Source organism: Stenotrophomonas sp. (assembly GCF_032061965.1).
GTDB lineage: Bacteria > Pseudomonadota > Gammaproteobacteria > Xanthomonadales > Xanthomonadaceae > Stenotrophomonas.
Window position 1 is genome coordinate 36,343 of the sequence record NZ_DAMBEF010000006.1, and the last position, 13,146, is coordinate 49,488.

A 13,146-nucleotide genomic window follows, 5' to 3' on the forward strand; every position below is an offset into this window, starting at 1 on the left:
CCAGTCAGTCGATGTAACGCTTGAGCAGATCGCCGTAGGCATCGATGCGGCGATCACGCAGGAACGGCCAGATGCGACGCACGTGCTCGCTGCGCTGCAGGTCGATCTCGCAGACCAGCAGGGTTGGGTCGGTGCCGGCTTCGGCGATGAACTCACCCTGCGGGCCCAGCACATGGCTGTTGCCCCAGAAGTTGATGCCCGACGCCCCCAGTGGCGAGGCTTCGTGGCCGACGCGGTTGCAGCTCAGTACCGGCACGCCGTTGGCCACGGCGTGGCCGCGATGGCTCAGCACCCAGGCATCGCGCTGGCGGTTCTTCTCGTCCTGCATGTCGTCCGGATCCCAGCCGATGGCGGTGGGGTAGAGCAGCAGTTCGGCGCCGGCCAGCGCCATCAGGCGGGCGGCTTCCGGATACCACTGGTCCCAGCAGACCAGCACGCCGAGGCGACCGACCGAGGTGTCGATCGGCTTGAAGCCGATATCGCCCGGGGTGAAGTAGAACTTCTCGTAGAAACCCGGGTCGTCGGGGATGTGCATCTTGCGGTACTTGCCCAGCAAGGTGCCGTCCTTCTCGAAGACCACGGCGGTGTTGTGGTACAGCCCAGCGGCGCGGCGCTCGAACAGCGAACCGACGATCACCACGCCATGCTTCCTGGCCAGCGCGCCCAGGTGTTCGGTGCTCGCGCCGGGGATCGGTTCGGCCAGGTCGAACTCATCCACCGACTCGTGTTGGCAGAAGTACGGGCCGTTATGCAGTTCCTGCAGCAGCACCAACTTGGCACCCTGCGCAGCAGCCTCGGCCACACGTGCGTCGATCACCGCCAGATTGGCGGCGGCATCACCGTGGTTACGCTCCTGGACCAGAGCGACGGTAAGGGGGCTGCGCGAGTTCATGCTGCGATCCTGCGGGGGAAAACGCGCATGTTAGCGCGGATGTGCGTCTGCGTTGCGGCTGCGGCTGAACAGAGGGCGATGCAGGCCGTGTAGGCGCTTCGTGCCGCCTTTGGTAGAGCCGAGCCATGCTCGGCCGAGCACCTGTGTAGCGCCACGGTTTGCATGCCGCCGGAACGAAATGCAGCCGGAGGGGTGACTCGGTGCAATGGCTTGAACCCCTCCTGTGCTGGTGCAGGAGGGGGAGGGGGGCGAACGGCTGGTTTCGCTGGTAACGCCTCTGCCGAGCATGGCTCGGCATTACGGTTGTCGTTGCTTAGTTCTTCAGCAGGCCTGCCGGCAGCTGCATGGTGATGCAGTGCAGGCTGCCGTTCTGCCAAATCAGCGAGCGGCAGGGCACCTGCACGATCTCACGGTCCGGGAAGGCCTGGGCCAGTACGTCGCGCGCAGCGTTGTCGGCAGCATCACCGTAGGCCGGCATCAGCACCGCGCCGTTGATGATCAGGAAGTTCGCGTAGGACGCGGCCAGGCGGCGGCCTTCATCAAGTACCGGCTCGGCCCACGGCAGGGGGAACAGGCGGTAAGGCTTGCCATCGCTGGTGCGCAGCGCGGCCAGCTCAGCACCCATGGCCTGCAGCTCGGCGTAATGCGAGTCCTGCGGGTCGTCGCAGTTCTGATAGACGATGCTGTCTGCCGAGGCGAAGCGGGCGAGGGTATCGATGTGGGCGTCGGTGTCGTCGCCTTCCAGGTAGCCGTGGTCCAGCCACAGCACGCGGTCCTGCTGCATCCATGCCGCCATATCGGCACTGAGCGAGGCGCGGTCACGGTCCGGGTGGCGTTCGTGCAGGCACTTCCAGGTGGTCAGCAGGCTGCCGGCGCCGTCGGTATCGATGGCGCCGCCTTCCAGTGCGAACGGAATGCTGCGCACCTGTGCGTTATTGAACACCTTCGCCTGGTCCAGCACGCCGACCAACTGGTCGTCGAGGCTGGCTTCGAACTTGCCGCCCCAGCCGGTGAAGCGGAAATCCAGCAGTTGGAAGCTGCCATCGGCGCGCTTGAGAGTGATCGGGCCGGAATCGCGCAGCCAGGTGTCGTCGTAGGCGGCACTGACGAAGGTAACCCGCTCCATGTCCACCCGGTTCGAGCGCAGGCGCATTTCTGCATAGGTCTCGATGTCGTCATCGGCCACGCAGATCAGCACTGGCTGGAAGCGGGTGATGGCGCTGACCAGCGCGATGTAGGTTTCCTCGACCTCAGCCAGGCGGTCTGCCCAGTCGGTGTCGGCGTTCGGCCAGGCGATCAATACGCCGGACTGGGTTTCCCATTCGGCTGGAAAGCGGAGCGTTTCGTTCATTCTTCTCGGATGCAGTCGGCCCGGTCGGGCATTGGGGCAGCAGGCCGGGGCCTGCTACCGGGAAAGGGCTCAGCGGATCGGCGGCTTGGGCCCGACTTCGTCGGGACTGGCCTGGCGGGCCACCACGTCAATCACGCGCTGGCGCTCGAAGTACACGGTGAAATTCGGGTAGACCCAGCGGTTGATGGTCGGCCACTGGCGCTTCTGGCCACCGCGCGGATCCATGCGCTCGCTGGGCGCGCCGAAGCGGGCTTCCACCTGGGCCATGCTCTGGCCGCGGGTCGGGATCGCTTCGGCAGGTTTTTCCTGCGCGCGCTCGATCAGCAAGGTGTCGGCCAGCGCCGCCGGTGCGGCAGCCAGTGCGGTAATCAGGCCGAGAATCTTCAAGGTTTGCTTCATTGGTCTCATCTCCCCAGAGGACAGGCTGCGATTACAGCAAAAAACGAAGCCGAAAGTACGGGTTCATGTCGTTTTTAGTGAGCACGCTTCGCATTGCGCCAGCGCCGCGTTCGGCCCGGTACGCAAAAAGCCGCCCGGGGGCGGCTTTTTGACGTTGCCCGACCCTTGCGGATCAGGCGCTGGCTTGCGCCAGTTGGCTCAGCGCTGGCGAGCCTTGAAGCGCGGGTTCGACTTGCAGATCACGAAGATCTTGCCGCGACGGCGTACAACCTTGCAATCACGGTGACGGGCCTTCGCCGACTTCAGGGAGGACAGAACTTTCATGGCATACCTCGGCGGATAACTGTTGGGATCTCAGGAGCGCGGCCGCGGATATGCAGGATGACGCTCGTTCAAGCCCGCCATTCTACTGGGTAATTCTATGCGCGTTCAAGTGCTTGCATTGAATTGGCCGTCGATGCTGCGCTGCGGGGCGTTAGAATAGCCTGATTCCTCGTTCAAACCAGGCAGCCAGATGAGCCAGCTCACCCCCGTTCTCACCATTGATGGCCCGTCCGGGGCAGGCAAGGGCACCGTCAGCCGCATTGTGGCGCGGCAGTTGGGCTGGCATTACCTGGATTCGGGCGCGCTCTACCGCGCGGTGGGTGTGGCTGCGAGCTGGGCCGATCTGGATACCTCGGATGCGTCGGCCTTGGTGCGTTGTACCTTCGATACCAAGGTGCAATTTGCTGAACAGGGAGAAAACCTGCGGGTGTTGGTCAACGGCACCGATGCCACTGACGAGCTGCGACTGGAGACCACTGGGGCGCTGGCATCGGCTATTGCTGCCATCCCCGAGGTGCGTGCAGCGCTCAAGGAGCGGCAGCGCGCATTCAGGGTTGCGCCGGGTCTGGTCGCCGATGGCCGGGATATGGGGACCGTCATCTTCCCGGATGCCCCATTCAAGGTTTTCCTGACTGCCAGCGCCGAGGAGCGCGCCCAGAGGCGGCATAAACAGTTGAAAGAAAAAGGGGTTTCGGTTAACTTTGATGACCTCCTGCGCGAGATCATGGCCCGCGACGCCCGTGATGCACAGCGCGCAGTGGCGCCCCTGAGGCCGGCCGAAGACGCCGTTCTCATCGACACCAGCGGTATTGGCATCGACGAAGTCGTTGCCAAGGTGTTGGCACTGGTTTCCAAGGAAGCCTGATCCAACCAGCGTTGAGTGCGGTCGAGCAGTCGGCCGCAGTCGCACCAAAGATGTTGCAACAACCCCGCGGCGCAATGGTGCGTGGTGGGTTTTTTCATTCACATGCGGCCGCTGTTTCAGGGTCGTCCAACAGGCTGGACAGTACGGGTTTCCGCAACAGATCCGCTGTCCGTGTGTTCAACTGAGTAAATCTAATGACCGAATCATTTGCAGAACTGTTTGAAGCCAGTCAGGCCAATCTGGCCAAGCTGAAGCCCGGTGCCATCGTTGTCGGTACCGTCGTTGATGTCCGCGGCGACGTGGTGGTGATCAACGCCGGCCTGAAGTCCGAAGGCATCGTGCCGATCGAACAGTTCCGTAACGACGCTGGCGAAATCGACGTGGGCGTGGGCGACCAGGTTAAGGTCGCACTGGACTCCATCGAAAATGGCTTCGGCGAAACCGTCCTGTCGCGCGAGAAGGCAAAGCGCGCCATGGTGTGGGACGAGCTGGAAGAAGCGTTGGAAAAGAACGAAACCATCACCGGCCGTATCAGCGGCAAGGTCAAGGGTGGTTTCACCGTGGACATCAAGGATGTCCGCGCATTCCTGCCTGGTTCGCTGGTCGATGTGCGCCCCGTGCGCGACCCGGCCTACCTGGAAGGCAAGGAGCTGGAATTCAAGCTCATCAAGTTGGACCGCAAGCGTAACAACGTGGTCGTGTCGCGTCGTGCAGTTGTCGAGAGCGAGCACTCGGAAGAGCGCGAGCAGCTGATGGACAAGTTGCAGGAAGGCGCCATCCTGAAGGGTGTCGTCAAGAACCTGACCGACTACGGCGCATTCGTGGACTTGGGCGGTATCGACGGCCTGCTGCACATCACCGACATGGCATGGAAGCGCGTGCGCCATCCGTCCGAAGTCGTGAACGTCGGCGACGAGCTGGACGTGCGCGTGCTGAAGTTCGACCGCGAGCGCAACCGCGTTTCGCTGGGCCTGAAGCAGCTGGGCGAAGATCCGTGGGATAACATCTCGCGTCGTTACCCGGCCAACAGCCGCGTGTTCGGTAAGGTCTCCAACGTGACCGATTACGGCGCATTCGTCGAAATCGAGCCGGGCGTCGAAGGCCTGGTGCACGTGTCCGAGATGGATTGGACCAACAAGAACGTCAACCCGTCCAAGGTTGTGCAGGTTGGTGACGAAGTCGAAGTGATGGTGCTGGACGTTGATGAAGAGCGTCGCCGCATCTCGCTGGGCATGAAGCAGGTTGCTGCCAACCCGTGGGAAACCTTTGCCGCCATCTACAAGAAGGGCGACAAGGTTTCGGGCCAGATCAAGTCGATCACCGATTTCGGTATCTTCATCGGTCTGGACGGCGGCATCGATGGCCTGGTTCACCTGTCGGACATCAGCTGGAACACCACTGGCGAAGACGTGGTTCGCAACTTCAAGAAGGGCGACACCCTGGACGCAGTGGTCCTGGCCGTCGATCCGGAGCGCGAGCGCATCTCGCTGGGCGTCAAGCAGCTTGAGCAGGATCCGTTCGGCCAGTACATGGCTGCCAACCCGAAGGGTTCGAAGGTCGAAGGCGTCGTGAAGGAAGTTGACGCCAAGGGCGCAACCATCGAGCTGGCTGACGGCATCGAAGGTTATGTGTCGGCACGTGACGTCGCCAACGAGCGCGTCGACGATGCGACCCAGTTCCTGAAGGTCGGCGACAAGGTCGAAGCCAAGTTCGTGGGCATGGACCGCAAGGGCCGTACCCTGCAGCTGTCGATCAAGGCCAAGGACGATGCCGAAATGCGCGAAGTGCTGGAGGAATACCAGTCTGCTTCCGGCGGCACCACCCAGCTGGGCGCACTGCTGCGCGCACAGCTGAACGGCAACAAGTCCGAGTAATCGGCCTGTTGTAAGTAGTTGTGACCTGAGCGGCCCGGACTGATGTTCGGGCCGCTTCAGGGTAAGACCCTGCCATTGACGAGTACGCAATGACCAAATCCGAATTGATCGAAATCCTTGCGCGCCATCAGGCGCACCTGAAGGCCGATGATGTCGATCTGGCGGTGAAGTCCTTGCTGGAAATGATGGGTGGGTCGCTGTCCTCGGGTGATCGCATCGAGATCCGGGGTTTTGGTAGTTTTTCCCTGCATTACCGTCCGCCGCGCCTGGGTCGCAACCCGAAGACGGGTGAATCGGTTGCCCTGCCGGGCAAGCACGTGCCGCATTTCAAGCCGGGCAAGGAGCTGCGCGAGCGCGTCAGCTCGGTGGTGCCGCTGGAAAGCGATCCGGCCTGAGCCCTGCCGGCGTATCTGCGGCGATTGATGCTGCGGTTTTTTGTCTGCCCCGGTAAGCTAAAGGCTGTTTCCGAGGAGTCAGCCGGCCATGAAGGTCTTTCGTCTATTGATCCTGCTGGCCGTATTGGTCGGTGGGCTGGTGGTTGGGTCGTTGAACTCCCAGCCGATCGAGATCAGCCTGGCGTTCTGGGTGCTCAAGACCACCTCGGGTCTGGCCATCATCGCCTCTCTGTTGCTGGGCGCACTGGTAGGCGGTGGCCTGGTCATGGCCTCCCTTGTCGTGCCGATGTATGCCAAGTTGCGCCGTGCCAACAAGGCAGCGCTGGCTACGACGACCGAGCCGGTCGCGCCGGTGCAGACCCCTTCTCCTTTCGACGGGCGCTGATCGAAGATGGCTTTTATCAGTGAGTGGTTCTGGTTCTTCCTGTTCCTGCCCATCGCCGCGCTCAGTGGCTGGGTGATCGGGCGGCGTGGTGGTCAGCGCCATAGCGAGAACCAGGTCAGCCGTCTTTCCAGTACCTATTTCCGTGGCTTGAACTACCTGCTCAACGAGCAGCCGGACAAGGCCATCGAGCTGTTCCTGCATATCGCCGAGCTGGACAAGGAAACCTTTGAAACCCAGGTGGCCCTGGGGCATTTGTTCCGGCGCCGTGGCGAGGTGGATCGCGCCATCCGGCTGCACCAAGGGTTGGTGAATCGGAATGACCTCAGCGATGCGCAGCGGGTGCAGGCCCTGCTGGCGCTGGGCGAGGACTACATGAAGTCCGGTCTGTTGGACCGTGCCGAAACCGTGTTCACCGAGCTGGCGCAGCTGGACCAGCGTGCCCCGCAGGCCCTGAAGCATCTGATCAGCATCTATCAGGCGGAGCGGGACTGGGAGAAGGCGATCGAAAACGCCACCCGCTACGAAGCGGTCACCGACGAGCCCATGGGCAAGCTGATCGGGCAGTTCGAGTGCGAACTGGCCGAGCGCTACCGCGCCGCCGGACGCTTGGAGGATGCGCGTGCGGCCATCAATCGGGCCAATGCGGCTGATGCGATGAGCGTACGCGCCGGCATCATTGAAGGCCGGTTGGAAAGTGATTTCGGCAACGATGAGGCCGCCGTGCGCGCGTTTGAGCGTGCGGCACGCAATGACCCGGACTATCTGCCGGAGATCCTTCCGCAGTTGCTCAAGAACTACCGCAACGTGGGCGATATCGCCGGTGCCCGGGCCTTCCTCGCGGAGATGACCGAGCACTATCGCGGGATTGCGCCGGTGCTGGCGTTGACCCGTCTGATGGAAGAGCAGGAAGGGCCGGCCCCGGCCCGTGCATACCTGGGGCGGCAGCTGAAGGATCGCCCATCGGTGCGCGGTGAATCCGCGCTGATTGACCTGACCTTGGCCGAAGGTGCAGATCCTGTGGCAACCCTGCAGGACCTGAAGCACATCACCGATCAGTTGCTGGTGCGCAACCCGGCGTACCGCTGCACGCGTTGCGGCTTCGGTGCCCGTACGCATCATTGGCAATGCCCGAGCTGCAAGGAGTGGGGAACCGTCAAGCCGCTGCTGAACTTCGCGGTGCTGTAACCGGTGCTGTCCTTGCCTGTTTGCTTGCTGCTGGTGTTCGCGGTTGCGGCGTTGGTTACGTGGGCGGCGATCCGCTACGCATTGAAACGCCAATTGTTTGATCTGCCGGGGGAGCGGCGGAGCCATCGCATCTCCACGCCTCGCGGGGGCGGGATCGGGATTGTCGTCTCGCAGTTGCTGGCCTGCGCCTTGGGCGCGGTTTGGTTGCCGCATGCAGCCATGGTGTTGCTTGTCTTTGCGCTGGGCTTGGTGCTGGTGGCCGGTATTGGCTGGTGGGACGATCACCGGCCGCTCCCGGCACTGCCGCGCCTGTTCGTGCACCTGGCTGCGGCGTTGTTGCTTGGCTGGCTGGTCTGGCACGGCACGGCCAATGTCTGGAAAACGCTGTTGTGTACTTTGCTGGCAGTGTCGTTGATCAACATCTGGAATTTCATGGATGGCATCAACGGCTTGGCCAGCAGCCAGGCGATCATCGTAGCTGTCGGGGCAGGGCTTCTATTGCCCCCTCCCTATGCGGCAGCGGGCTGGGCGCTCGCGGTGGGCTGTGCCGGGTTTCTCCCATTCAATTTCCCCCGCGCCCGTATCTTCATGGGTGATGTGGGCAGCGGCGCGTTGGGCTATCTGGTAGCCGGGCTGCTCTCACTTGGGATATGTGTCACAGATATGGCATTGCCCCTCTGGCTCATGCTGCCTGCGGCTTTCTTCATCGACGCAGGTTTCACCTTGCTAGGGCGCATTGTCCGGGGGGAGCCTTGGATGCAGGCCCATACCCAGCACCTTTACCAGTGTTGGGTAAAAAATGAATGGAGCCACGTATTTGTGACATCCTTGTACATGCTGTTCAGCATTGTCGGAACTATACTCGCGGCGCTGTTTGCAGGGCTTTCCCCGGAGTGGGGGTGGGCAGGGGGCTTTACATGGGTAGCCGTGGGTACGGTGGCCTGGTTCTTCCTGCGTGCTAGAACGCATCAACCAGGATGATGAAAAACATGTCAGGCCAACAAAGAGATGCCGTTGGAAGTGGCGCGCGTTATGCCGTCATGTTGCATGACCTGGCCATGGTCTGGTTGTGCTGGCAGGTGCTTTTCATGGCCCGCTACGCATTGCTTGACCATTCGCCTCACCTGCCACTGTTTTCCATGGATGTGGCCGTGGTCATCGGCCTGCAGGCGCTGGCATTCTGGAAGGTGGGTCTGTATCGCGGGCTCTGGCGTTTTGCCAGCGTTGCCGATCTGATCAACATCTTCAAGGCATCTTTCATCGGCTTGCTGGCGGTGGTAGTGGTATTCAGCTACCGCCGACTGGAAGGTATTCCGATGTCCGTGCTGGTGGTCTATCCCTTTGCGTTGTCAGCATTGTTGGGAACCCCGCGCCTGCTCTATCGGGCCTGGAAGGACTATCAAGCCGTCAATTCGGATGCGCGCGCCCGGCGTGTTCTGGTATTGGGTGCTGGGCTTGCTGCCGAAACCCTCGTCAAGGACCTGCGCCGGTCCGGCGCGTATATCCCGGTGGGGCTGCTGGACGATTCGCCGTCCTTGCAAGGCGCCAACCTTCACGGCGCTCCAATCCTTGGCAAGCTGGCCGATGTGGTGACCGTGGCCAAGGAGGTTGATGCCAAGCTGCTGGTCATCGCGATTCCGACGCTGGATGCAGCCGGCATGCAGCGGGTGGTGGGCTTGTGCGAGGCGACCGGCCTTCCTTTCCGGACGGTGCCCAAACTCAGTGACGTGCTCGAGGGCAGCTCATTGCCTGGGCAGCTCAAGGAAGTCGCGATCGAGGATCTGCTCGGCAGAAAACCCATCCTGCCGGACTGGGGGCTGCTGCGCGGTTGGTTGCGTGGGCGTACCGTGCTGGTTACCGGGGGCGGCGGCTCGATCGGCTCGGAGCTTTGCAGGCAATGCGCCCGCCACGGCGTGTCGCAGGTGGTGGTGCTCGAGATCAGCGAACTGCTGATGATCAATATTCTGGCGGAGCTGCGCCGCAATTATCCGGAGATGACGGTGAGCGGCGTGCTTGGCGACTGCGGGGATCCCGCGGTAATTCGGCATGTGCTTGATACGTATGAGCCCGATACGGTGTTCCACGCGGCGGCATACAAGCAGGTTCCGTTGCTGGAAAACCAGTTGCGAGAGGCTGTGCGCAACAACACCTTGGCCACCGAGTGCGTCGCCACGGCATGTGTGGAGCACGGCGTGGAAAATTTCGTGTTCATCTCCACTGACAAGGCAGTGGACCCGGTCAATGCGCTGGGTGCGAGCAAGCGCTATGCGGAAATGATCTGCCAGAGCCTGAACAAGCGTCCGGGCAAGACCCGCTTTGTGACCGTGCGCTTTGGCAACGTGTTGGGCTCGGTTGGCAGCGTTGTACCGCTTTTCCGCGAGCAGATCAGTAAGGGGGGGCCGATCACGGTGACCCACCCCGATGTGACGCGCTATTTCATGACGATTCCAGAAGCCTGCCTGTTGATCCTGCAAGCCGCCGCATCGTCTTCACGCGGTGCCATTTACATGCTGGACATGGGCGAACCGGTCCTCATACGCGACTTGGCCGAGCAACTGATCCGGTTGGCGGGCAAGCAGCCCGGTATCGATATTCCTATCGTCTATACCGGCTTGCGTGCCGGTGAAAAGCTGCATGAAACCTTGTTCTATGCGGATGAGAATTGCCAGCCGACCGCCCACCCGAAGGTGCTGGAGGCAGGGCCGCGCGAATTCTCCGTGGATCTTGTCCTGGGCAACGTGGCCGAGTTGAGAAGGGCGGTGGCGTCCTACGATCTTGTGAGATTGCATGACATCCTGTGCAGCACGGTGCCAGAATTCGTGCCGCTGGATCCACCGGTCAGTCGCGATGTGGTCCCCAGTGCCAAGATCGTACCGTTTCCCTCGAAGGAAGCTGGAAGGAATAATTGATGCAGACTCGAGTAAAAAAAGCCGTTTTCCCGGTTGCTGGCCTGGGTACCCGTTTCCTGCCTGCGACCAAGACGGTGCCGAAGGAGATGCTTCCGATCATTGATCGTCCGCTGATCCAGTACGCGGTCGACGAGGCGATCGAGGCAGGGTGCGACACGCTGATTTTCATCACCAACCGCTACAAGCATGCGGTGGCTGACTATTTCGACAAGGCCTATGAGTTGGAGCAGAAGCTCGAGCGTGCCGGCAAGCAGGAGCAGTTGGAACTGATCCGCCACGTGCTGCCCAAGGGTGTGCGCGCGGTGTTTGTGACCCAGACCGAAGCGCTGGGCCTGGGCCATGCGGTGCTTTGTGCCAAGGCGATTGTCGGTGACGAGCCGTTTGCGGTGCTGCTGCCTGATGACCTGATCTGGAACCGTGGCGAAGGCGCCTTGAAGCAGATGGCTGACCTCAATGAGGCCAGTGGTGCCAGCATCATCGCGGTGGAAGACGTGCCGCATGACAAGACTGGCAGTTACGGCATCGTGGCCACCGACAAGTTCGATGGTCGCAAGGGGCATATCACCCAGATCGTCGAGAAGCCCAAGCCGGAAGACGCGCCCAGCGATCTGGCAGTGGTCGGCCGTTATGTGCTCAGCCCAAAGATATTCGATCTGCTGGAGGCGACCGGCACTGGTGCCGGTGGCGAGATCCAGTTGACCGATGCGATCGCGCAGCTGCTCAAGACCGAGCAGGTGGATGCGTACCGCTTCGAAGGCACGCGGTTTGACTGCGGTACGCACCTGGGGCTGGTCGAAGCGACCGTTCGCTTCGCCTTGGAGAACGGGAAGCTGGCCGGGCCGGCGCGGGCGATGATGCAGAAGATGCTGGCGGAGTAGGCGCTGGGCGTTTCCGAGCCTGGTGTTGTTTGCCGGGCATGGTGCGTATTAAAGGCAGCCGGAAGGCTGCCTTTTTGTTTGTGGCGTTTTGCAGTTGTCTGGTGCGGGCGAAAGGCCGCCCCTCTCCCCAACCCCTCTCCCGCAAGGGGAGAGGGGCTAATCCGCCGCAAGCGCAAGCATCCTGTGCAACTGCAACTGCAGCTGTAGCCCCTCTCCCCTTGCGGGAGAGGGGTTGGGGAGAGGGGGCTCTTCGCAGTAAACGTGGCAGAAAAAGAAGGCGGCCTTGCGGCCGCCTTCTTCAATCAATCTTGCAACAAACCGCTTACAGCGATTCGAAAATGCCTGCAGCGCCCATGCCGGTACCGATACACATGGTCACCATGCCGTACTTCTGCTGGCGGCGACGCAGGCCGTGCAGCAGGGTGGCGGTACGGATCGCACCGGTGGCACCCAGCGGGTGGCCCAGGGCGATGGCGCCGCCCAGCGGGTTGATCTTGGACGGGTCCAGGCCGCAGTCACGGATAACTGCCAGCGACTGCGCGGCAAAGGCTTCGTTGAGTTCGATCCAGTCCAACTGATCCTGGCTCAGGCCAGCCTGCTTCAAGGCCTTCGGGATTGCCGCGATCGGGCCGATACCCATCACTTCCGGGCGTACGCCGGCGACCGAGAAGCTGACGAAACGTGCCAGCGGAGTCAGGCCGTAATCCTTGATCGCCTGCTCCGAAGCCAGCAGCACCGCACCGGCGCCATCGCTCATCTGCGAAGAGTTGCCGGCAGTGACGGTGCCACCGAACTGACCGTTGCGGAACACCGGGCGCAGCTTGGCCAGGCCTTCAGCAGAAGAGTCTAGGCGCGGGCCTTCGTCGGTGTCGGCGATCAGGTTGCGGGTGATGATGCGCTTGCCATCGGCCAGGTCAGGCTGGTGCGAGACGATATCGTAGGGGCTGATCTCGTCCTTGAACTCGCCGTTCTGGATCGCGGCGATGGCCTTCTGGTGCGAAGCCAGGGCGAACGCATCCTGCTCTTCGCGCGAGACCTTCCATTCTTCTGCCACCTTTTCGGCGGTGATGCCCATGCCGTAGGCAATGGCGACGTGATCGTTGTCGAACACGCTCGGTGCCATCGCGATCTTGTTGCCCATCATCGGCACCATCGACATCGACTCGGTGCCACCGGCCAGCATCAGGTCGCTGTTGCCCAGGCGGATCTGGTCGGCGGCCATGGCCACGGCCTGCAGGCCGGACGAGCAGAAGCGGTTCACCGTCTGCGCGGCGATGGTGTTGGGCAGGCCGGCCAGCAGCACGCCGATGCGTGCCACGTTCATGCCTTGCTCGGCCTCGGGCATGGCGCAACCGATGATGGCGTCGTCGATGCGGTTGACGTCAACGCCTGGGGCCTGGGCGACCACGGAGCGAAGCACGTGGGCGAGCATGTCGTCCGGACGGGTGTTGCGGAACATGCCCTTGGGCGCCTTGCCAACCGGGGTGCGGGTGGCGGCGACGATGTAGGCATCCTGGATTTGTTTCATGGTCTTCTCCGGAGGCCGGGATTGGGGATTCGGGATTCGGGATTCGCAAAAGCGACGCCTTGTTTCCGAATGCTTCTTGCCCGGTGGATTTGGGAATTTTCAAGGAATAGGGGAGTCGCAGTTGCGAATCCCCGATCCCCAATAACGAATCTCAGTAACGG

Annotated in this window: 13 protein-coding genes; 8 read left to right on the plus strand and 5 right to left on the minus strand. The window is 62.2% G+C overall.

All coding sequences use genetic code 11. The features are described 5' to 3' along the window. Positions 1-4 precede the first annotated feature (4 nt). The 4 genes from RT460_RS04630 to ykgO all read right to left on the minus strand — a co-directional run bounded on the left by RT460_RS04630 (position 5) and on the right by ykgO (position 2,966). Positions 5-892: a carbon-nitrogen hydrolase gene (locus RT460_RS04630; RefSeq protein WP_313317452.1), complete on the minus strand. Its 888-nt coding sequence runs from the start codon at positions 890-892 to the stop codon at positions 5-7. Positions 893-1,205: 313 nt separating this feature from the next. Next, positions 1,206-2,243 carry an agmatine deiminase family protein gene (locus RT460_RS04635; RefSeq protein WP_313317455.1) on the minus strand — a complete coding sequence of 346 codons (1,038 nt, stop codon included), beginning with the start codon at positions 2,241-2,243 and terminating at the stop codon, positions 1,206-1,208. 69 nt (positions 2,244-2,312) lie between these two features. Continuing rightward, on the minus strand, positions 2,313-2,642 hold the full coding sequence (locus RT460_RS04640; RefSeq protein ID WP_313317457.1) for a hypothetical protein: 330 nt from the start codon (positions 2,640-2,642) through the stop codon (positions 2,313-2,315). A gap of 198 nt (positions 2,643-2,840) precedes the next feature. Continuing rightward, positions 2,841-2,966: a type B 50S ribosomal protein L36 gene (ykgO, locus tag RT460_RS04645; protein ID WP_005409283.1), complete on the minus strand. Its 126-nt coding sequence runs from the start codon at positions 2,964-2,966 to the stop codon at positions 2,841-2,843. 190 nt (positions 2,967-3,156) lie between these two features. Here ykgO and cmk point away from each other — a divergent pair, with 190 nt between their 5' ends. The 8 genes from cmk (at position 3,157) to galU (ending at position 11,457) form a co-directional block, all read left to right on the plus strand. Then, complete coding sequence (gene cmk / locus RT460_RS04650) at positions 3,157-3,831, plus strand: (d)CMP kinase (protein ID WP_313317459.1); 675 nt, start codon at positions 3,157-3,159, stop codon at positions 3,829-3,831. A 194-nt stretch (positions 3,832-4,025) separates the two neighbouring features. Further along, complete coding sequence (gene rpsA / locus RT460_RS04655) at positions 4,026-5,705, plus strand: 30S ribosomal protein S1 (protein ID WP_313317460.1); 1,680 nt, start codon at positions 4,026-4,028, stop codon at positions 5,703-5,705. Positions 5,706-5,794: 89 nt separating this feature from the next. Beyond that, positions 5,795-6,100, plus strand: coding sequence for an integration host factor subunit beta (locus RT460_RS04660; RefSeq protein WP_057632387.1), 306 nt, complete (start codon positions 5,795-5,797; stop codon positions 6,098-6,100). Positions 6,101-6,188: 88 nt separating this feature from the next. Further along, positions 6,189-6,485 (plus strand): lipopolysaccharide assembly protein LapA domain-containing protein, encoded by a 297-nt coding sequence (locus RT460_RS04665; RefSeq protein ID WP_313317461.1) that lies wholly within the window; start codon positions 6,189-6,191, stop codon positions 6,483-6,485. A 6-nt stretch (positions 6,486-6,491) separates the two neighbouring features. Next, entirely contained in the window at positions 6,492-7,670 is a 1,179-nt protein-coding gene (gene lapB, locus RT460_RS04670; RefSeq protein ID WP_293706827.1) for a lipopolysaccharide assembly protein LapB, read from the plus strand. Between the two features lie 3 nt (positions 7,671-7,673). Next, the gene (locus RT460_RS04675; RefSeq protein WP_313317462.1) at positions 7,674-8,651 is read left to right on the plus strand and encodes a glycosyltransferase family 4 protein; all 978 of its coding nucleotides are present in this window, start codon (positions 7,674-7,676) and stop codon (positions 8,649-8,651) included. An 8-nt stretch (positions 8,652-8,659) separates the two neighbouring features. After that, positions 8,660-10,579 (plus strand): nucleoside-diphosphate sugar epimerase/dehydratase, encoded by a 1,920-nt coding sequence (locus RT460_RS04680; protein WP_313317463.1) that lies wholly within the window; start codon positions 8,660-8,662, stop codon positions 10,577-10,579. Beyond that, positions 10,579-11,457, plus strand: a complete 879-nt coding sequence (galU, locus tag RT460_RS04685) for a UTP--glucose-1-phosphate uridylyltransferase GalU (protein ID WP_313317465.1) — start codon at positions 10,579-10,581, stop codon at positions 11,455-11,457. Before RT460_RS04680 ends, galU begins: the two co-directional genes overlap by 1 nt. 322 nt (positions 11,458-11,779) lie before the next feature. On the opposite strand, the gene RT460_RS04690 is transcribed toward galU, so the two are convergent. Beyond that, entirely contained in the window at positions 11,780-12,985 is a 1,206-nt protein-coding gene (locus RT460_RS04690) for an acetyl-CoA C-acyltransferase (protein WP_313317467.1), read from the minus strand. Positions 12,986-13,146: the final 161 nt, after the last annotated feature.